The following is a 19369-nucleotide window of genomic DNA, read 5'->3' as shown; positions in this document are numbered from 1 at the left end:
CCGCCGTGTCGTCTCAGTCCCCCAGTAACTCGAGCATCTCGACCGATCAAGAAGCAGGCTCCGGGTCGAACCCGGCTGCCGCTTTCGGCCCCAATGAGTGGCTCGTCGACGAGATCTACCAGCAGTACCTCCAGGACCCGAATTCGGTCGACCGCGCCTGGTGGGACTTCTTCGCCGACTACAAGCCGGGCACGTCCGGCACGGCGGACAAGCCCGTACCCGCACCTGCGGGAGCGGTGACACCGGCTCCGGCCGCCGCCGTCGCGGACACCCCCGCTCCGGCGCCGGCCCCGGTCGCGCCCGCCGCCCCGGCCAAGCCTGCCGCCACCGCTCCGGCGCAGGCAGCGGCCCCCGCCAAGGCTCCCGCGGCCCCCGCGAAGGCGGCCCCCGCCAAGGCCGCCCCGGCCGCCGCGAAGGCGGAAGCCCCGGCCGAGGCCCCCGCGGGCCCCGAGTTCGTGACGCTGCGCGGCCCCTCGGCCGCTGTCGCGAAGAACATGAACGCCTCCCTGGAGCTGCCGACGGCCACGTCCGTCCGCGCCGTTCCGGTGAAGCTGCTCTTCGACAACCGCATCGTCATCAACAACCACCTCAAGCGCGCCCGCGGCGGGAAGATCTCCTTCACGCACCTCATCGGGTACGCGATGGTGCAGGCCCTCAAGGCCATGCCGTCGATGAACTACTCCTTCGCGGTGAAGGACGGCAAGCCGACCCTGGTCAAGCCGGAGCACGTCAACCTCGGTCTGGCCATCGACCTGGTGAAGCCGAACGGCGACCGCCAGCTGGTCGTCGCGGCCATCAAGAAGGCCGAGACGCTCAACTTCTTCGAGTTCTGGCAGGCGTACGAGGACATCGTCCGCCGCGCCCGCGTCGGCAAGCTCGGCATGGACGACTTCTCCGGTGTCACGGCCTCGCTGACCAACCCCGGTGGCATCGGCACCGTGCACTCGGTGCCCCGCCTGATGCCCGGACAGGGCCTCATCATGGGCGTCGGCGCGATGGACTACCCGGCGGAGTTCCAGGGCACCTCGCAGGACACCCTGAACAAGCTCGGCATCTCGAAGGTCATGACCCTGACCTCGACGTACGACCACCGGGTCATCCAGGGTGCGGCGTCCGGCGAGTTCCTGCGCGTCCTGGCCCAGCTGCTGCTCGGCGAGAACGACTTCTACGACGAGATCTTCAAGGCGCTGCGCATCCCCTACGAGCCGGTCCGCTGGCTCAAGGACATCGACGCCTCGCACGACGACGACGTCACCAAGGCCGCGCGGGTCTTCGAGCTGATCCACTCCTACCGGGTCCGCGGCCACGTCATGGCCGACACCGACCCGCTGGAGTACCGCCAGCGCAAGCACCCCGACCTGGACATCACCGAGCACGGCCTCACCCTGTGGGACCTGGAGCGGGACTTCGCGGTCGGCGGTTTCGCCGGCAAGACGATGATGAAGCTCCGTGACATCCTCGGCGTCCTGCGTGAGTCGTACTGCCGCACCACCGGCATCGAGTTCATGCACATCCAGGAGCCGAAGGAGCGCAAGTGGCTCCAGGACCGGGTGGAGCGTCCGCGCCCCGCTCCGGAGCGCGAGGAGCAGCTGCGGATCCTGCGCCGCCTCAACGCCGCCGAGGCGTTCGAGACGTTCCTGCAGACGAAGTACGTCGGCCAGAAGCGCTTCTCGCTGGAGGGCGGCGAGTCCGTCATCCCGCTGCTCGACGCCGTCATCGACTCCGCCGCCGAGGCCCGCCTCGACGAGGTCGTCATCGGCATGGCCCACCGCGGCCGGCTGAACGTCCTGGCGAACATCGTCGGCAAGTCGTACGCGCAGATCTTCCGGGAGTTCGAGGGCAACCTCGACCCGCGGTCGATGCACGGCTCCGGCGACGTCAAGTACCACCTGGGCGCCGAGGGCACCTTCACCGGTCTGGACGGCGAGCAGATCAAGGTCTCGCTGGCCGCCAACCCCTCGCACCTGGAGGCGGTCGACCCGGTCCTGGAGGGCATCGCCCGCGCCAAGCAGGACATCATCAACAAGGGCGGCACGGACTTCACGGTCCTGCCCGTCGCGCTCCACGGCGACGCGGCCTTCGCGGGCCAGGGCGTCGTCGCCGAGACGCTCAACATGTCGCAGCTGCGCGGCTACCGCACCGGCGGCACCGTGCACGTGGTGATCAACAACCAGGTCGGCTTCACCGCCGCCCCGGAGTCCTCGCGCTCCTCGATGTACGCCACGGACGTGGCGCGCATGATCGAGGCGCCGATCATCCACGTCAACGGCGACGACCCGGAGGCCGTGGTCCGCGTCGCGCGGCTCGCCTTCGAGTACCGGCAGACGTTCAACAAGGACGTCGTGATCGACCTCATCTGCTACCGCCGCCGCGGTCACAACGAGGGCGACAACCCGGAGTTCACCAACCCGCAGATGTACACCCTGATCGACAAGAAGCGCTCGGTGCGCAAGCTCTACACCGAGTCGCTCATCGGTCGCGGCGACATCACGCTGGAAGAGGCGGAGCAGGCGCTCCAGGACTTCCAGGGCCAGCTGGAGAAGGTCTTCGCGGAGGTCCGCGAGGCCACCTCGGCGCCGGCCCAGCCGCACGTCCCGGACGTGCAGGCGGAGTTCCCGGTCGCCGTGGGCACCGCGGTCTCCTCGGAGGTCGTGAAGCTGATCGCCGAGTCGCAGGTGAACATCCCTGACGGCATCACCGTGCACCCGCGTCTGCTGCCGCAGATGCAGCGCCGCGCCGCCTCGGTGGAGAACGGCACGATCGACTGGGGCATGGGCGAGACCCTGGCCATCGGTTCGCTGCTGATGGAGGGCACCCCGGTCCGGCTCGCCGGCCAGGACACCCGCCGCGGCACCTTCGGCCAGCGCCACGCGGTCCTCGTCGACCAGAAGACCGGCGAGGACTACACCCCGCTGCTCTACCTCTCGGACGACCAGGCTCGCTACAACGTCTACGACTCGCTCCTCAGCGAGTACGCGGCGATGGGCTTCGAGTACGGCTACTCGCTGGCCCGCCCGGAGTCGCTGGTGATCTGGGAGGCCCAGTTCGGTGACTTCGTCAACGGCGCCCAGACCGTCGTGGACGAGTTCATCTCCTCGGCCGAGCAGAAGTGGGGCCAGACCTCCGGCGTCACGCTGCTTCTCCCGCACGGCTACGAGGGCCAGGGCCCGGACCACTCGTCCGCCCGCCCGGAGCGCTTCCTCCAGCTCTGCGCGCAGAACAACATGACGGTCGCGATGCCGACCCTGCCGTCGAACTACTTCCACCTCCTGCGGTGGCAGGTGCACAACCCGCACCACAAGCCGCTGGTCGTCTTCACCCCGAAGTCGATGCTCCGCCTCAAGGCGGCCGCGTCGTCGGTGGAGGAGTTCACCACCGGCGGCTTCCGCCCGGTGATCGGCGACGAGTCGGTCAAGGCCGAGGCGGTCCGCAAGGTCGTCTTCGTCTCCGGCAAGCTCTACTACGACCTCGACGCCGAGCGCGAGAAGCGGGGCGACACCGAGACGGCGATCATCCGTCTCGAGCGCCTGTACCCGCTGCCGGGTGCCGAGATCCAGGCGGAGATCGCCAAGTACCCGAACGCCGAGAAGTACCTCTGGGCGCAGGAGGAGCCGGCGAACCAGGGTGCGTGGCCGTTCATCGCGCTCAACCTGATCGACCACCTGGACCTGGCCGTCGGCGCCGACGTGCCGCACGGTGAGCGCCTGCGCCGCATCTCGCGTCCGCACGGCTCGTCCCCGGCGGTCGGCTCGGCCAAGCGCCACCAGGCCGAGCAGGCCCAGCTGGTCGCCGAGGTCTTCGAGGCCTGATCAGCGGCTGTACGTCACCGGAGGGCCCGGTCCCGCGAGATGCTCGCGGGGCCGGGCCCTCGGGCTGTCCGGGCTCGTTATTCTTGAGCCATGTACTTCACGGACCGTGGCATCGAGGAACTGGAGAAGCGGCGCGGCGAGGAGGAGGTCACCTTCGAGTGGCTCGCCGAGCAGCTCCGTACGTTCGTCGACCTCAACCCCGACTTCGAGGTGCCCGTAGAGCGCCTCGCGACCTGGCTGGCGCGGCTGGACGACGAGGACGAGGACGAGTAGTCACCTTCCGGGACCGCTTCCCCCTGGGGACCTGTAGCGGTTGTAGGCGAGCCCGAGAACGCCCTGGACGAGCAGGACCAGGCCTGCGGCGACCCAGCCGCCGCTGCGCCGGCGGGCGCCCCACAGGGTGAGCGGCAGACCGGCGGCGACCTGCGCGGTCGCCACGGCGCGGGCCCTGGGGCCGAGCATCCAGGGACCCAGGCCGCTGCTCTCCACGGCGTCGAGCTCCACGCGTACGGCATCGCGCCAGCCGGCCCACTCGATGGGTTCCGCCTCCGGGTGGACTCCTGCGACCGAGCGCAGCCGGTCGGCGGGCTCGCCGGGCGAGAGTCCCTGGGGCAGGACGACTCCGGCCCGGCTGACCACGGCGATCAGGCCCCGCAGCCGGGCGTCGGCGTCCGCGTCGGGGTCCGCGCGGGTGAGCGCCTCCAGCTCCTGGACGTCCTGTACGGGGTCGAGGCCCAGCCGGGCCGCGAACGTGCGCATGGCCTCGTCCTCGGCGGCGGGGGTGCCGTCGGCCAGCCAGATGTATCCGACGGGGCGGCGGAATCCCGAGGCGAGGGTGTAGCCAGAGCGGTCCCCGTCCCACCACAGGGCTAGCACCGGCCAGGTCGAGCCCACCGCGAGCGCTGTGGCCCAGCCGCCGACGACCCGGTCGACGGGCTCGGCGCCTGCTCCGGCCGCCGCTCCGCTCCCGTGCGCGTCGGTCCGCCAGGGCTTTCCCTCGGGGACGAGCACGCTCCAGCCGTCCCCGGCGGGCATCAGCAGCATGCGCTCCTGGAGCAGGTGGGCCACGGGCCGTACGGTCTCGGGTTCGGCCCGGCAGAGGAGCAGGGCACCCACGGATGTCGCGGTCATGCGTCACACGCTAGGGCAATTTGCCCATTGATGAACCATTTACCCCCTCGCCTCACCCCCGCTGAGCCCTCTCCGGATTCACCCTTGACTTCCCCGAACCACGATATATCGTGTTGGAAAGAGACGCGATATGTTGCGTCGCTCCACCCAGTGGGAGGTCGGATCCATGCCCGAGTCGACGTGGACGGTCGCCGAGCCGCAGAAGCTCACCTTCGACGACCCCGTGACGGCGCTCCATGTGCGCATCGTCGACGGCGCGGTCAACGTGGTGGGCACCGACGAGTCGACCGCCCGGCTGGAGGTGTCGCGGATCGACGGGCCTCCGCTGATCGTGACTCAGGAGGGCGGCACCCTCACCGTCACCTACGAGGACCTGCCGTGGCGCGGGCTGCTCACCTGGCTCGAGCGCAAGAAGCCCCGTCACCGCGCGGAGGTGTCCCTCGCCGTGCCGGCCGGCGCGACGGTGGAGGTCGGAGTGGTCGGCGCGGAAGCGGTCGTCTCGGGAGTCCGGGGCCGCACCGAGCTCCGTGGCGTCACCGGCGACAGCACCCTGGTCGGCCTGCCCGGCGCGGTCCGGGCCGAGACCGTGTCCGGCAATCTGGAGGCCCAGTCCGTCACCGGCGACCTCCGCTTCCAGTCCGTCTCGGGTGATCTGACCGTCATCGAAGGCGCCGGCACATCGGTCAGGGCCGAGTCCGTCAGCGGCCACATGGTGCTCGATCTGGACACCTCGCCGGAGCCGACGGACATCCGGCTGACGTCGGTCTCGGGCGAGATCGCCATCCGGCTGCCGCACCCGGCCGACGCGAAGGTCGAGGCGAACACCGCGAGCGGCGCCGTCTCCAACGCCTTCGAGGACCTCCGGGTGGGCGGCCAGTGGGGGGCGAAGAAGATCACCGGCACCCTGGGCGCGGGCACGGGCACACTGAGGGCGACCACCGTCTCGGGCTCGATCGCCCTGCTGCGCCGCCCACCCGCCCAGGACCACGCACACGATGCCGAGCCGACCGGAAAGGTGCTCTGACATGCCCCCCGTTTTCGCCCACGGCCGTCTGCGCCTGTACCTCCTGAAGCTGCTGGACGAGGCCCCCCGCCATGGGTACGAGGTGATCAGGCTCCTGGAGGAGCGCTTCCAGGGTCTGTACGCACCGTCGGCGGGCACCGTGTATCCCCGGCTGGCCAAGCTGGAGGCCGAGGGGCTGGTCACCCATGCGACCGAGGGCGGCCGCAAGGTCTACTCCATCACCGACGCCGGCCGGGCCGAGCTGGCGGGCCGCGGCGGCGAGCTGGCCGATCTGGAGCTGGAGATCCGCGAGTCGGTCTCCGAGCTGGCTTCCGAGATACGCGAGGACGTGCGAGGGGCTGCGGGCCGGCTCCGCAAGGAGATGCGTGCGGCGGCTTCCGAGTCCCGCCAGGGCTCCGGCGCCAAGGGGAGCGGCTGGGACGCCGGCTTCGGGGACAACGAGGCATGGCGCACGGCGAAGGAGGAGCTGCGCAAGGCCAAGCAGGAGTGGAAGGAGCAGGCTCGCAGGGCGAAGGACGAGTCACGCAGGGCCCGTGAGGACGCCGAGCAGGCGCGCCGTCAGGCCCAGGAGGCTCACGAGAAGGCGCGGGAACAGATGCAGACCGCCGCGCGCCAGGTCCAGGAGCACTTCTCGCGGGGCGACTGGCCGAAGGGCGTGCGGGAGGGCCTGGCCGAGATCACCGGCCAGCTCGGCAGTTTCGCGAGCACCGGCGCCTGGCACTACACCAGGCCGGCCCCCGAGGAGCCGGACGTCGAGTGGGCTTCCGACGCCACGAGCACGGGCGATCCCGCCCGGGACCTGGACCGCCTGCTGGACCGCTTCCGCGACGACATCCGGGACGCGGCCAGGGACCACGGGCTGACCAAGTCCCAGCTCACGGAGGCCCGCCACCATCTGGCCACGGCCGCGACGCAGATCGGCAGACTGCTGCGGGACCCGGCCGACCGGCCGAAGGGCTCCTCCGGCAGCGCCTGAGGGCGGGGCGGCCCTCCGGAGGCGGCCGGGCCGACGGGCCCGGATCCGCCGCCCGGAACGGGGTGAGCCCCGGGGGCAGCCGTCCGGGACGGGTGAGCGCCGGGGAGCAGTTGGCCAGGACCGACGGGCCCGGATCCGCCGGCCAGGACGGGGGACCTGGGGCCAGGTCCGGGACAGGCGAGCCCCCGGGGGCCGGCCGACCGGGACGCGGGTGAGCCCGGAGGCCGCGGCCGGCCGGCGACGAGCGGGCCCGGGATCAGGAGGCCAGGGCCTGGCCCTGGCCTCCTGTGCCGTAGAGCGCGCGTTCCACCGTCGCGTATGTCGCGCCGTGGTCGGCGAGCACGTCGGCGACGACACCGGGGCGGGCCGTCAGGGCCAGCAGCAGATGCTCCTCGCCGATGAAGCGGTCGCGTCGGCCGAGGGCGATGCGCAGGGACTTCTCCAGGATGCTCTTCGCTCCCCCGGTGAAGGCACGGTGCCCGGACCACCGCCGGCGGCTCCGGCGGTCGCCCGCCAGGACACCCTCCCCGTGCTCCCCCTCGACCCGGGCGACGATCGCCCCGACGTCGATACCGATGCCGGCCAGCGCCTCCGTGTCGGCCTTGGTGAGACCGCCCCGGCGGCGGGCTTCCGCCAGAGCGGTCTCGATCGAGGCGCGGCGGTCGGTGAGCCCGAGGGCGGCGACGGCGAAGGCGGCACGGCCGCCCTCCTGGTCCAGCAGGGAGAGCAGCAGGTGTTCCTCGGTGACGGAGTCCGATCCGGCCCGCTCGGCGTGGGTCACCGCACCGGTCACGGTGGCGCGGGCACCCTTGGTGAATCGCTCGAACATCAATGCCTCCCGTACTTCTTGTGCACGGCCTGCCTGCTGACACCCAGCTCGGCAGCGATTTCCTGCCAGGACCATCCCTTGGCACGGGCGCTTCTCACCTGGACGGCTTCGAGTTGCTCCAGCAGGCGCCGCAGCGCGGCGACGGCCCGCAGCCCGACGCGCGGGTCGTGGTCACCGGCACGGGCGGCGAGATCCGTTGCTTCGGTCATGACGTCAACTTACGTTGACATCGAAGTACTGTCAATCATCGTTGACAGGATCGGTGGCGAGGCGGGCGTGCCGCTCCACGTCGAAGCGTTCGTCGCCGTAGCGGAGCTTCTGCCGGTCGACGCCCTCGACGGCGAAGCCGGCCCGCCGGGCGACCGTGCAGGAGGCGGGGTTGTTCGTCCGGTGTCCGAGTTCCAGCCGGTACAGGCCCAGTTCGCCGAAGGCCCAGCGGGCCAGCGCCCGTACACCCGTCAGGGCGACGCCTCTCCCCCGTGCCGACTCGACGGTCCAGTACGAGACCCAGCCGGTGTCGTGGACGTGGTTCACCGCCGCCACGGCCACGGACCCGAGCGGGACGTCCTCGCTGACGACGGCCCATGTGTACGCGGTGCCCGCCGCCCGCTCCTCATCCCGGGCAGCCACCCAGTCCAGGGCCTCGGTCATGGTCGTGACGGACCTGCCCGCCTGGCGGGCCATCTCCTCCGGCACGAAGGCGCGGAGGACGGCAGGCGCGTCATCGGGACGCCAGGGCCGCAGCAGCAGTCCCTGAGGTGTGGGCAGCTCCTCCGCCCCGCTCATGACGTGGTGAGGACGATCTTCCCGAACAGGTCCCCGGTGGCGAGGCGCTCGAAGCCCTCGCGGGCCCGGTCCAGCGGCAGGGTCGCGTCGATGACGGGCCGCACCCCGGTGGCCGCGCAGAACGACAGCAGGTCCTCCAGCTCGTCCTTGGAGCCCATCGTGGAACCGACGACCTTGAGCTCCAGGAAGAAGATCCGGGTCAGCTCGGCGTGCGAAGGCCGGTCACCGCTGGTGGCACCCGAGATGACCAGGGTGCCGCCGGGCTTCAGCGACTTGACCGAGTGGGACCAGGTCGCGGCCCCCACCGTCTCGATGACGGCGTCGACGCGCCCCGGCAGCCGCGCTCCCGGCTCGTACGCCTCGACGGCCCCCAGTTCCACCGCGCGCTTGCGCTTGCCCTCGTCACGGCTGGTGGCGAACACCCTGAGCCCCGCGGCCTTGCCGAGCACGATCGCGGCGGTGGCGACACCGCCGCCCGCTCCCTGCACGAGGACGGAGTCGCCGGGCCGGACACCGGCGTTGGTGAAGAGCATCCGGTACGCCGTGAGCCAGGCCGTGGGCAGACAGGCGGCCTGCTCGAAGGTGAGCTCCCTGGGCTTGGGCAGCACGTTCCAGCTGGGGACGGTGACCTGCTCGGCGAAGGTGCCCTGATAGCGCTCGGTGAGGATGGAGCGCGGCTCGTCCGGGCCGACACCGTGTCCCGTCTGGCCGATGACGGAGTGCAGGACGACCTCGTTGCCGTCCTGGTCGATCCCCGAGGCGTCGCAGCCGAGGATCATGGGCAGCTTGTCCTCGGCGAGGCCCACCCCGCGCAGGGACCAGAGGTCGTGATGATTGAGGGACGCGGCCTTGACCCGGACGGTGGTCCACCCGGGCCGGGCCTCGGGTGCGGGGCGTTCCCCCAGCTCAAGCCCTTCGAGGGGCCGGTCACGGTCGATGCGGGCTGCGTAGGCGGCGAACATGGCACGACGATAGGACGTGACGCGCCGTGACGTAACCGTTCGATGGTGTGACACACGCCCCAGCTCGCGTGCGGGGCAGCGCCCCGACACGAAGAAAGGGCGGGGGGTGACGCGGCCGCACGGACCGCCTCACCCCCCGCCCCGGCCGGGCGTCAGCGCCGGGCCACACCCTCCGCACGGGCGGCGGCGGCCACCGCGGCCGTGACGGCCGGGGCGACCCGCTCGTCGAACGGCGACGGGATCACGTAGTCCGCGGCGAGCTCGTCGCCGACGACGTCCGCCAGCGCGTTCGCCGCCGCGATCTTCATCCCCTCGGTGATCCGGGAGGCCCTCACCTGGAGCGCCCCCGCGAAGATGCCGGGGAACGCCAGCACGTTGTTGATCTGGTTCGGGTAGTCCGACCGTCCGGTCGCCACCACGGCCGCGTACTTGTGCGCGACGTCGGGGTGGACCTCGGGGTCGGGGTTGGCCATGGCGAACACGAACGCGCCGGGAGCCATCGAGGCCACGGCCGCCTCGGGGACCGTACCGCCGGAGACGCCGATGAAGACGTCGGCGCCGGCGAGCGCCTGCTCCAGGGAACCGGTGATGCCGGCCCGGTTGGTGAGCTCCGCCAGCTCGCGCTTGACGTCCGTGAGGTCGTCGCGGTCACCGCTGACGATGCCCTTGCGGTCGGCGACGGCGACGTCGCCGATGCCGGCCTCCAGCAGGAACTTCGCGATGGCCACACCGGCCGCGCCCGCGCCGGAGATGACGGCGCGCAGGTCGCCGAGCGTCCGGCCGGACAGCTTGGCCGCGTTGCGCAGGGCCGCGAGTGTCACCACGGCCGTGCCGTGCTGGTCGTCGTGGAAGACCGGGATGTCCAGCCGTTCCTGGAGCTTGCGCTCGATCTCGAAGCACCGGGGCGCCGAGATGTCCTCCAGGTTGACCCCGCCGAAGGACGGCGCGAGCCGCACGACGGTGTCGACGATCTCGTCCGCGTCGGTGGTGGCGAGCGCGATCGGCACCGCGTCGACCCCCCCGAACTGCTTGAACAGAATCGCCTTGCCCTCCATCACGGGGAGGGATGCCTCGGGACCGATGTCCCCCAGGCCGAGGACGGCGGTGCCGTCCGTGACGACGGCCACGACCTGCGACTTCCAGGTGTAGTCGTGGACGAGCTCGGGATTCTCGGCGATGGCGCTGCACACCTTCGCCACTCCGGGCGTGTACGCGAGGGACAGGTCGTCCTTGTCGCGGATCGGAACGGTGGCCTGCACGGCCATCTTCCCGCCGCGGTGGAGGGCGAAGGCCGGATCGAAGGGCTCGTCCGCCCCGATGGTCCCTGCCGCCCCGGCCGTGCCGTGCGTCGTGCTGTCGCTGCGAGGATTGACGATCTCCGCTGCCATTGTGTTGACCCCTTAAGTCTTCATCAGTTGAGGGTGGCCACTCCTGGTTGAGGAGGGGTGGGCGGGCACCGCGTACGTTCCCTGCACCGAGCGGTTGGCCCGCTCCGGCAGGGGAGACACATACGCGCGGGCGCGCCGCACACGCGCCCTGAGCCCCGGATGAGGGGTGTAAACGTCTTTCTTACCGGACGGACCGGTCCTCTTACGAGTCGGTATCGACTCGGTGACATGACTCATAGCCGAATATCTGGACAAGTCCACTAAGGACCACAAAGGCCGTCCGAAGGCTGAGACGCACCGGAGATTCTCCGGAGGAGTGCTCGCTTTTCAGCAGATGGTCCGGCCTTGCCGTGCCACGCCGTTGAGGTTCGGGGGTCGCCCGTTACCCGATTTTGACATGACCGGCCCCCTGAATGGGCGAGTCCGAATGGCAAGATGCCCTAATCACACAAGGTGGCGACACTCGAAGGTGCGTGCTTGCCCGCCTGACCAGCATTCCCTCACCGCCGGAGGATTCCGATCATGACCGCAAGCACCCTCTGCCGTACGGCCGCGAAGTCCCGGATTGCCGCGGTCTGCGCAGTCGCGGTCGCCGGCACCCTGCTGCTGACCGCGTGCGGCGACCAGACCGACAGCGCGAGCACCAAGGAGTCGGGCGCGGCCGCCACGAAGGACGCACCGCTCGCCGACCTGCTCCCCAAGGCCATCAAGGACAAGGGTGAGATCAAGGTCGGATCGGACATCGCCTACCCGCCGGTGGAGTTCAAGGACGAGTCCGGCAAGACGGTCGGCATCGACCCCGACCTCGCGGACGCCCTCGGCAAGCAGCTGGGCGTGAAGTTCGTCTTCGAGAACGGCACCTTCGACACGCTGCTCACGGGCCTGCGCTCGAAGCGCTACGACCTGGCGATGTCGGCCATGACCGACACCAAGGACCGCCAGGAGGGTGTCGACTCCGAGACGAAGAAGAAGGTCGGCGAGGGCGTCGACTTCATCGACTACTTCACCGCGGGCGTCTCCATCTACACGAAGAAGGGCGACGACAAGGGCATCAGCACCTGGTCGGACCTCTGCGGCAAGAAGCTGGTCGTGCAGCGCGGCACGGTCTCCCACGACCTCGCCAAGGCCGAGAGCGCCAAGTGCGGCAGCAAGGGCAAGATCTCCATCGAGGCGTTCGACAACGACCTGGAGGCCCAGACCCGGCTGCGTGGCGGCGGCGCCGACGCCGGCTCCTCCGACTTCCCGGTCGCGGCGTACGCGGTGAAGACCTCGGGCGGCGGCAAGGACTTCCAGCTGGTCGGCGAGCAGGTCGAGGCGGCCCCGTACGGCATCGCCGTCGCCAAGGGCAACGACGAGCTCACCAAGGCCATCGAGGCGGCCCTGAACGCGGTCATCAAGAACGGCGAGTACGACAAGGTCATCGCCAAGTGGGGCGTCGAGGCCGGCGCGGTCACCGAGGCCAAGATCAACGGCGGGTCCTGACCGGGTCCCGGCGCTGAAAGGCATCATCTGTGACTGACATCAAGAAGGCGGACCCGGCGGCCACCCCGCCCACCCCGTCGGCGGGGCCGGAGGCGATCAAGGCCATCCCGGTGCGCCACTACGGACGGTACGTCTCGGCGATCGTCGCCCTCGGACTCCTGGCCTCGCTCGTCTACGCGTTCGCGCAGGGCGACATCAACTGGAACGCGATCCCGGACTACTTCTTCGACGACCAGATCCTCGAAGGCGTCAAGAACACCGTCATCATCACGGTCCTGGCGATGATCATCGGCGTCGTGCTGGGCATCGTCCTCGCCGTGATGCGGCTGTCCAAGAACCCGGTGACGACCTCCATAGCCTGGGGCTACATCTGGTTCTTCCGCGGCACCCCGGTCTATGTGCAGCTGCTGGTCTGGTTCAACCTCGGCATCGTGTTCGAGTACATCAACCTCGGGCCGGTCTACAAGGACGAGTGGTCGTCCTTCATGACGCCGTTCCTCTGCGCGCTGCTCGGTCTCGGGCTCAACGAGGCCGCGTACATGGCGGAGATCTGCCGGGCCGGCCTCCAGTCGGTCGACGAGGGGCAGACCGAGGCGGCGCACGCGCTGGGCATGAGCCACGCCAAGACGCTCCGCCGGATCGTCGTCCCGCAGGCGATGCGCGTGATCGTGCCGCCGACGGGCAACGAGGTCATCAACATGCTGAAGACCTCCTCGCTCGCGGTCGCCGTCCAGTACACCGAACTGCTGCGTTCCACCCAGAACGTCTCGCAGACCTCGGGTGCCACCGTGGAGATGCTGTTCCTGGCCGCGGCCTGGTACATGGTGCTCACCTCGGTGCTCAGCGTCGGCCAGTACTACCTGGAGCGGCACTACGCACGCGGCTCCAGCCGCAGCCTGCCGGACACCCCGTTCCAGAAGATCAGGGCCACCATGCTGTCGCTGGGCCGCCCGAAGGGAGGCGCCGCATGACCGCCATGGTGAAGGCCGAGGGCGTCCACAAGTCCTTCGGCCCCGCGCACATCCTCAAGGGCATCGACCTGGAGGTCGCACCCCGTGAGGTCTTCTGCCTGATCGGCCCGTCCGGCTCCGGCAAGTCGACGTTCCTGCGGTGCATCAACCACCTGGAGCAGATCAACGCCGGCCGGCTGTACGTCGACGGCGATCTGGTCGGCTACCGCCAGAAGGGCGACAAGCTCTACGAGCTCAAGGACAGCGAAGTCGCTCTGAAGCGCCGGGACATCGGCATGGTCTTCCAGCGCTTCAACCTGTTCCCGCACATGACGGCCATCGAGAACGTCATGGAGGCCCCGATCCAGGTCAAGGGCGAGACCAAGGCCGTCGCCCGGGCCCGCGCGGAACGCCTGCTGGACCGGGTCGGCCTGTCCGACAAGGCGAAGAACTACCCCTCCCAGCTCTCCGGCGGACAGCAGCAGCGCGTGGCCATCGCCCGCGCCCTGGCCATGGAGCCGAAGCTGATGCTCTTCGACGAGCCGACCTCCGCGCTCGACCCGGAGCTGGTGGGTGACGTCCTGGACGTCATGCGCGGACTGGCCGAGGAGGGGATGACGATGATCGTCGTCACCCACGAGATGGGCTTCGCCCGCGAGGTCGGCGACGCGCTGGTCTTCATGGACGACGGCGTCGTGGTCGAGTCGGGCCACCCGCGCGAGGTCCTGGGCAACCCGCAGCACGACCGGACGAAGTCGTTCCTGTCCAAGGTGCTCTAGCACCTGGGCGGAGGACGGCGAGGAGGGCGGTACGGACCTGGTCCGTACCGCCCTCCTCGTCGTCCTCCCCGTACCGTCCGCTACTTCGCGGTCCCCCCGGCCGGCACCAGCTCCGGCCTCAGCAGCAGGTCACGCAGCTGCGTCCGGTCCAGCGGCGGGCTCTCCAGCAGCGGCCCCTGCGACCTGTCCCCCTCGTAACCGGTGCTGGAGCGCGCGGCCAGCAGCGATCCGTCCTTCAGGACGAGGCGGGCGGTGAACTCGGGCCCCCACTGCGGGGTGCCGTCCCCGTAGTCCATGGAGTCGTGCCAGATGGTCAGGATCCGGCCGTCCGGCAGTTCCTCGCGTACGCAGTCGACGCGGGGCGGCTCCTTCCCCCGGACCACGCAGAGGTCGGCCGCGGGGTCGAAATCGGGGGACTTCCTGGCGACCTGCGCCCGGTGCGTGTACGAGAGGGTGAGGAAGCCGACGCCTCCGTCCCTGCGGACGGAGTACTGCCCGTCCAGCGGACCCACGTACGTCTCCTTGGCTTGTTCCGGAGTGGCGTTCTTGATCAGGACGGCGAGGGACACCTGCTCGACGGTCCCCACACCGGAGGGCAGCAGCGCGGTCAGCCGCCCGGCCCTGTCCTCCTTGCCGCTCTTCTCGGCGGGTGCCGCCACCGAGGTCCGTTCCGTCCCCGGCCCTGCGGCGAATCCGGGGAACGCGACCACTCCCGCCGCCACGACGGCCAGCGCCGCCCCCGAGACGGCGGCACGACGGCGCCTGCGCACCCTGCCGGCCCTGGCGTACACCGCGTCGGTGGTGAGCCCCGGGTGTCCCGCGCCTTCGGCGGCCCGCCCCAGCAGTTCGCGTACGTCGTTCATACGAGTTCCTCCGCCATCTCGGCGCGCAGCGCCGCCAGTCCCCGTGCCGTGTGGCTCTTGACCGTGCTCTCCCGCATCCCGAGCAGTTCGGCCGTGGCCTGGACGCTCAGGTCCTCCCAGTAGCGCAGCACCAGCACCGCCCGCTGCCGGGCCGTGAGCCGGGCGAGCGCCGCCCGGATCATCAGGCCGGTGTCCGAGTCGGCCTGGTCTCCGACGGTGTCGGGCAGTTCGCCGTACGGCCGCTCCCGCCGCCAGAAGCGACGGCGTGCGGCGATGTGTGTGTTGACCAGGGTCTTGCGCGCGTACGCCTCGATGTTGTCGAGCCGCCCGTGCCTCCTGCCGCCCAGTACGACCTTGACCAGCGTCGTCTGGACGAGGTCCTCGGCCTCGTGCCGGTCGCCGCACAGCAGGTAGGCGCTGCGGAACAGCGCCGTGCGTCTGCTCTCCACGAAGGCGTGCAGCGCGGCGTCGTCGTCGGTCCGCGTCATCGGCGCCCCTCTCCGGGTCCGCGGGCGCGGACCGTCTCACCCTTCCAGTGCGGTGGGGCGGTCAACAGGTTGCGGCGGAGGGGGAAACGGCTGAGGGGCGGCCGGAGCCGCCCCTCGTCCCCTGGTCGCGCGGACCCTACTTCAGTGCGAGCACCATGCTGTCCGAGGGGGAGGACCAGACCGCGCGCGCCTCGGCGAAGCCCGCCTCGCGCAGGGTGCGGGCGTGCCAGTGGACGGAGGGCATGTCGCCGTCCGCGTGCTCGCCGTAGATGACGAACCGCTCGGCCGTGGGCGCCGCGAGGGCCGGGTCCTCGGCGGCCAGGGCCCACCACTCGGCCCAGTCCACGGCACCGCCGGCCTTCGCCCGGTCCATGACGGCGTGCCGGTGGGCGCGTTCGGCCGCGTTGATGCGGGGGGTGTCGGTGTCGATCATGTGGTCCGCGTTCATGAACACCCCGCCGTCCCTGACCAGGCCGCCGATCTGCCCGTACAGGGCCGCGAGCGGTTCGGTGTGCAGCCAGTGCAGGGCGGTGGCGGTGAGCACGGCGTCGTACGAGGTGTGCGGGAGCCGCTCGGTCCAGCCGCTGTCCTTGAGGTCGGCCGTCACGAAGGTGACCCGGTCGTCGCCCTCGAAGGTGCCGCGCGCGATGGCGAGCAGCGCGGGGTCGAGGTCGACACCGGTGCTGGTGGCCTGCGGGAACCTCTTGAGGAGCCGGTCCGTAATACTGCCCGTACCGCACGCGAGGTCGAGCACCCTCGGTTCGGGCCCCACGACGGCCCCGACCATGTCCAGCATCACCCGGAACCGCTCCTCGCGGTCCGGCATGTACCACTCCTGCTGCCGGTCCCAGCTCTCCTGCCAGGACTGCCAGTCGGTGCCCGTAGCCGTCATCCGAACCTCCACCTGTACCCCCATGCGTAAGCCTCGTTAAGCACGACCGACCATTACACTGGTCGACACAGCGACCATAGACCGACGCCGTAAGGACTACAAGTGGAACTGGACCATTACTCGGACTACGCCGTGCGTCTGGTCAACACCGAGGAGCCGGCCCGTGGCAAGGACTCCCTCACGACGGTCGAGTCCGTGCGCGAGCTGTTCGGTGCCAACCAGCAGGCGGCCCGCCGTGCGACCGACGCGGACGTGACCCGCTTCCGGTCCGTACGGGCGCGGCTGCGCGCGGTCTTCGATGCGGCCGACGGCGGCGAGGCGACCCTGGCGGTCGACCTGCTCAACTCGCTGCTGCTGGAGTTCCCCGTGAGCCCGCAGATCTCCGGCCACGACACCCGGGACGAGGACGGCGAACCGGACTGGCACATGCATCTGACCGACCACCCGTCGAACGCGACAGCGGGGTTCGCCGCGATCGCGGCGATGGGCCTGGCCTTCCATCTCACCTCGCACGGCGTGGACCGGCTGGGCCTGTGCGAGGCGGTGCCGTGCCGCAACGCCTACCTCGACACGTCCACCAACCGCTCGCGGCGCTACTGCTCGGACCGCTGCGCCACCCGGGCCAACGTGGCGGCCTACCGGGCCCGCAAGCGCCTGGAGACGGACCGCTCCGGGGAGACCCGGCGCACCGCGGACGCCGCCCAGCCCAGCAGCCCGAGCACCGATCGCTGATCCTTCCTCAGAGGCCGGTAGCGGGCCCGCACCCTGGCCAGGACCAGCTCCTCCGGGACGGTTCCGTAGTCCGTGCTGTCGCCCCCCGCGAACGAGTTGTCGCCCAGCACCCACCAGCCCTTGCCGCGCCGCTCGGCCGCCCGCTTGACGACCAGAAGATCCTGCTGGAACGGGTGACGCAGGATCACCACGTCCCCGGGGCGCACCGGCGCCCCGTGCTGCACGAGCAGCCAGTCCCCGTGGTAGAGCGTGGGCACCATCGAAGGCCCCGTCACCTCCACCACCTGGAACGGCCTGCGCTCCGCACGCCCGCTCCCTGCTCCCTGCGCCGGTTCCGGCATGTGTGGCACCTCCCGGGTCCATCCTCCAGTACACCGCCGCGCGCACCGTCCGTCTTTTCGGCCGGCGGTCCCAGCCGCACCCTGGACTTTTGGCCTAAGCCCCAGGGGGCAGCCGCAAAAAGCGGCTCCCTACGGAGTAATGTCCCACCTGAGAAGACGATCACGAGGAAGGACAGCTCCATGCTTTCCCGCCTGTTTGCCCCCAAGGTGAAGGTCAGCGCCCACTGCGACCTGCCCTGCGGTGTGTACGACCCGGCCCAGGCCCGCATCGAGGCGGAGTCCGTCAAGGCCGTCCAGGAGAAGTACCAGGCCAATGAGGACGCGGACTTCCGCACGCGCGCCGTTCTGATCAAGGAACAGCGTGCCGAGCTCGCGAAGCACCACGTCTCGGTGCTCTGGAGCGACTACTTCAAGCCCCCGCACTTCGAGAAGTACCCTCAGCTGCACCAGCTGGTCAACGACACCCTGAAGGCGCTCTCCGCGGCCAAGGGCTCGAACGACCCGGCCACGGGCCAGAAGGCTCTGGACCTGATCTCCGAGATCGACAAGATCTTCTGGGAGACCAAGAAGGCTTGATCCATGCCTGGGAGACCCGGCCCGCGCTCCGCGGGATCCGGACGCCCCGGCTGTCCGCACCCGGCCCGCAGGCCGCCGAGAACGGCGTCCACGCAGGCCGGGTGCGGTCGTTTCCCGCCCCTGGAGGCTCAGGAGTCCGGCAGGAGGTGGCGGTAACTGTCCGGGTTCTCCTGGAGGTAGCCGGCCAGGCTCTGCGCCGGGCGGCCGGTGAGGGTGGGAACGGCGTCCGAGACGGTCTCCAGCTCGCCTGCGGCGATCGCCTCGTACGAGGTGACCCAGCCGGCCACCTCCCAGTCCTCGGCGCCGTAGTGGGCGCGGGAGGCGTAGGCCTCCTCCCGTGTCTCGGGGACGTACCGGATCGTGCGGCCCGTGCGCCGGCTCAGCTCCTCGGCCGCCTCCGCGAGGGTGAACGCCTCGGGGCCCGTGAGGTCGTACGCCGTGCCGTCGTGGCCGGTCCCGCCGTCCAGCAGGACCGCTGACGCCGAGTCCGCGATGTCCTGGTGGGACACGGCGGAGACCCGCCCGTCGCCGCCCGGCCCGCGCAGGACGCCGTCGGTGCCCGTCATCGCGGGAAGGGCGGCCAGATACCAGCTGTCCCGCAGGAAGGTGTGGCGCACGCCCGCCACCCGGATGTGCGCTTCGGTGTGCCAGTGGTCCCGCGCGAACGTGAACGTCGCGTCGGGTGCGGCGCCGAGGAACGACACGTAGACGATGCGCTCGATGCCCGCCGCGAGGGCGGCGTCCACCGCCGTGGTGTGTTCGAGGACCCGGCCGGGGCTCTCGTGCGCCGAGACGAGGAACAGGGTGTGCGCGCCGTCGAGTGCGCGGCGCATGGCCTCACCGTCGCCGTACGGAGCGGGAGGCGCGGCGTCCGCGCCGGGCAGCCGGGGCAGCCGCGAGGGGTCCCGGCCCAGCAGCCGTACGGGGGCGCCGGACCTGGCCAGCCGCGCCGCGACCCGGCCGCCGACCGCTCCGCTCGCGCCGGTCACCGCTACGAGGGGGACGGTCATCGCGCCTCGCCCTCCTCACGCGCCGCGGCCCCGGACCAGGGGCGCACCTCCACGACCGCGCTGGTCGGCAGCGGGCCGTAGATGTGCGGGAACTCCTCGCCGCCGGGCCGCAGGGCCTCGTAGCGCACGGGGGCGGGGAGCAGGTCCTCGTCGATGACCAGCACCACCAGTCCCTGGTCGTCGGTCCCGTACAACGCCCGGACCACGGCGGGGAGCTGGTGGGGCAGCGAGCAGTGGATGAACCCTTCCTCGCGCAGGGTGCGGCCCCTGGTCGACATCTCGTACGTCCCCGCCCTGCGGGCGGCCTCCCACAGGGGTTCTTCCGTGAGGTGCAGCAGTTGTCCGGTCATC

General features: G+C 70.8%; 21 protein-coding genes. 9 read left to right on the top strand and 12 right to left on the bottom strand.

From position 1 onward, the window contains the following. Nucleotides 1–5 precede the first annotated feature (5 nt). On the top strand, nucleotides 6–3809 hold the full coding sequence (locus AMK10_RS05080; protein ID WP_073745151.1) for a multifunctional oxoglutarate decarboxylase/oxoglutarate dehydrogenase thiamine pyrophosphate-binding subunit/dihydrolipoyllysine-residue succinyltransferase subunit: 3804 nt from the start codon (nucleotides 6–8) through the stop codon (nucleotides 3807–3809). 90 nt (nucleotides 3810–3899) lie between these two features. Then, nucleotides 3900–4082 carry a DUF6104 family protein gene (locus AMK10_RS05075; protein WP_003961784.1) on the top strand — a complete coding sequence of 61 codons (183 nt, stop codon included), beginning with the start codon at nucleotides 3900–3902 and terminating at the stop codon, nucleotides 4080–4082. Here the strand turns inward: AMK10_RS05075 and AMK10_RS05070 are convergent, their stop codons facing one another. Next, on the bottom strand, nucleotides 4083–4940 hold the full coding sequence (locus AMK10_RS05070; RefSeq protein WP_073745149.1) for a hypothetical protein: 858 nt from the start codon (nucleotides 4938–4940) through the stop codon (nucleotides 4083–4085). It abuts the gene before it with no gap. Nucleotides 4941–5106: 166 nt separating this feature from the next. Between AMK10_RS05070 and AMK10_RS05065 the strand changes: the two genes are divergently transcribed. Beyond that, nucleotides 5107–5964: a DUF4097 family beta strand repeat-containing protein gene (locus tag AMK10_RS05065; RefSeq protein WP_073745147.1), complete on the top strand. Its 858-nt coding sequence runs from the start codon at nucleotides 5107–5109 to the stop codon at nucleotides 5962–5964. Between the two features lies 1 nt (nucleotide 5965). After that, on the top strand, nucleotides 5966–6940 hold the full coding sequence (locus tag AMK10_RS05060) for a PadR family transcriptional regulator (RefSeq protein WP_073745145.1): 975 nt from the start codon (nucleotides 5966–5968) through the stop codon (nucleotides 6938–6940). Nucleotides 6941–7196: 256 nt separating this feature from the next. Here AMK10_RS05060 and AMK10_RS05055 read toward each other — a convergent pair whose 3' ends face one another. The 5 genes from AMK10_RS05055 to AMK10_RS05035 all read right to left on the bottom strand — a co-directional run bounded on the left by AMK10_RS05055 (nucleotide 7197) and on the right by AMK10_RS05035 (nucleotide 10905). Further along, on the bottom strand, nucleotides 7197–7769 hold the full coding sequence (locus tag AMK10_RS05055; RefSeq protein ID WP_073745143.1) for a Clp protease N-terminal domain-containing protein: 573 nt from the start codon (nucleotides 7767–7769) through the stop codon (nucleotides 7197–7199). Continuing rightward, nucleotides 7769–7978 carry a helix-turn-helix domain-containing protein gene (locus tag AMK10_RS05050; RefSeq protein ID WP_073745141.1) on the bottom strand — a complete coding sequence of 70 codons (210 nt, stop codon included), beginning with the start codon at nucleotides 7976–7978 and terminating at the stop codon, nucleotides 7769–7771. Before AMK10_RS05050 ends, AMK10_RS05055 begins: the two co-directional genes overlap by 1 nt. 31 nt (nucleotides 7979–8009) lie before the next feature. Next, nucleotides 8010–8555: a GNAT family N-acetyltransferase gene (locus tag AMK10_RS05045; RefSeq protein ID WP_073745139.1), complete on the bottom strand. Its 546-nt coding sequence runs from the start codon at nucleotides 8553–8555 to the stop codon at nucleotides 8010–8012. After that, on the bottom strand, nucleotides 8552–9517 hold the full coding sequence (locus AMK10_RS05040; RefSeq protein ID WP_073745137.1) for a zinc-binding dehydrogenase: 966 nt from the start codon (nucleotides 9515–9517) through the stop codon (nucleotides 8552–8554). The genes AMK10_RS05045 and AMK10_RS05040 overlap by 4 nt, the downstream gene beginning before the upstream one ends. Before the next feature lie 152 nt (nucleotides 9518–9669). Then, nucleotides 9670–10905 carry an NAD(P)-dependent malic enzyme gene (locus tag AMK10_RS05035; protein WP_073745135.1) on the bottom strand — a complete coding sequence of 412 codons (1236 nt, stop codon included), beginning with the start codon at nucleotides 10903–10905 and terminating at the stop codon, nucleotides 9670–9672. Between the two features lie 522 nt (nucleotides 10906–11427). On the opposite strand from AMK10_RS05035, the gene AMK10_RS05030 reads away from it, so the two are divergent. From AMK10_RS05030 to AMK10_RS05020, 3 genes are read left to right on the top strand one after another with little or no spacing between them, the layout of a single operon-like run. Continuing rightward, nucleotides 11428–12387 (top strand): ABC transporter substrate-binding protein, encoded by a 960-nt coding sequence (locus AMK10_RS05030; protein WP_073745133.1) that lies wholly within the window; start codon nucleotides 11428–11430, stop codon nucleotides 12385–12387. 29 nt (nucleotides 12388–12416) lie between these two features. Next, on the top strand, nucleotides 12417–13358 hold the full coding sequence (locus AMK10_RS05025) for an amino acid ABC transporter permease (RefSeq protein ID WP_073745131.1): 942 nt from the start codon (nucleotides 12417–12419) through the stop codon (nucleotides 13356–13358). Further along, nucleotides 13355–14116, top strand: a complete 762-nt coding sequence (locus tag AMK10_RS05020; RefSeq protein WP_073745129.1) for an amino acid ABC transporter ATP-binding protein — start codon at nucleotides 13355–13357, stop codon at nucleotides 14114–14116. The genes AMK10_RS05025 and AMK10_RS05020 overlap by 4 nt, the downstream gene beginning before the upstream one ends. A gap of 80 nt (nucleotides 14117–14196) precedes the next feature. Here AMK10_RS05020 and AMK10_RS05015 read toward each other — a convergent pair whose 3' ends face one another. The 3 genes from AMK10_RS05015 to AMK10_RS05005 all read right to left on the bottom strand — a co-directional run bounded on the left by AMK10_RS05015 (nucleotide 14197) and on the right by AMK10_RS05005 (nucleotide 16359). Continuing rightward, nucleotides 14197–14979, bottom strand: a complete 783-nt coding sequence (locus tag AMK10_RS05015; RefSeq protein ID WP_073745127.1) for a hypothetical protein — start codon at nucleotides 14977–14979, stop codon at nucleotides 14197–14199. Then, on the bottom strand, nucleotides 14976–15467 hold the full coding sequence (locus AMK10_RS05010) for a SigE family RNA polymerase sigma factor (RefSeq protein WP_073745125.1): 492 nt from the start codon (nucleotides 15465–15467) through the stop codon (nucleotides 14976–14978). Before AMK10_RS05010 ends, AMK10_RS05015 begins: the two co-directional genes overlap by 4 nt. A 136-nt stretch (nucleotides 15468–15603) precedes the next feature. Further along, a complete protein-coding gene (locus AMK10_RS05005) occupies nucleotides 15604–16359 on the bottom strand; it encodes a class I SAM-dependent methyltransferase (protein ID WP_073745123.1) in 756 nt (251 codons plus the stop codon). 102 nt (nucleotides 16360–16461) lie between these two features. Between AMK10_RS05005 and AMK10_RS05000 the strand changes: the two genes are divergently transcribed. Beyond that, nucleotides 16462–17091 (top strand): CGNR zinc finger domain-containing protein, encoded by a 630-nt coding sequence (locus AMK10_RS05000; protein WP_073745121.1) that lies wholly within the window; start codon nucleotides 16462–16464, stop codon nucleotides 17089–17091. Here the strand turns inward: AMK10_RS05000 and sodX are convergent. Beyond that, a complete protein-coding gene (gene sodX / locus AMK10_RS04995) occupies nucleotides 16995–17432 on the bottom strand; it encodes a nickel-type superoxide dismutase maturation protease (protein WP_073745119.1) in 438 nt (145 codons plus the stop codon). The two genes, AMK10_RS05000 and sodX, sit on opposite strands and share 97 nt — an antisense overlap. Before the next feature lie 180 nt (nucleotides 17433–17612). On the opposite strand from sodX, the gene sodN reads away from it, so the two are divergent. Further along, nucleotides 17613–18008, top strand: a complete 396-nt coding sequence (gene sodN / locus AMK10_RS04990) for a superoxide dismutase, Ni (RefSeq protein WP_073745117.1) — start codon at nucleotides 17613–17615, stop codon at nucleotides 18006–18008. A gap of 128 nt (nucleotides 18009–18136) precedes the next feature. Here sodN and AMK10_RS04985 read toward each other — a convergent pair whose 3' ends face one another. Further along, nucleotides 18137–19018, bottom strand: a complete 882-nt coding sequence (locus tag AMK10_RS04985) for an SDR family oxidoreductase (protein WP_073745115.1) — start codon at nucleotides 19016–19018, stop codon at nucleotides 18137–18139. Continuing rightward, nucleotides 19015–19368 carry a DUF952 domain-containing protein gene (locus AMK10_RS04980; RefSeq protein ID WP_073745113.1) on the bottom strand — a complete coding sequence of 118 codons (354 nt, stop codon included), beginning with the start codon at nucleotides 19366–19368 and terminating at the stop codon, nucleotides 19015–19017. The genes AMK10_RS04985 and AMK10_RS04980 overlap by 4 nt, the downstream gene beginning before the upstream one ends. Nucleotide 19369: the final 1 nt, after the last annotated feature.

The sequence above is a fragment of the Streptomyces sp. CB02058 genome, from assembly GCF_001905505.1.
Classification (GTDB): domain Bacteria; phylum Actinomycetota; class Actinomycetes; order Streptomycetales; family Streptomycetaceae; genus Streptomyces.
Note: the sequence above shows the minus strand (reverse complement) of the source record. Positions and strands in the feature narration are given on the sequence as shown.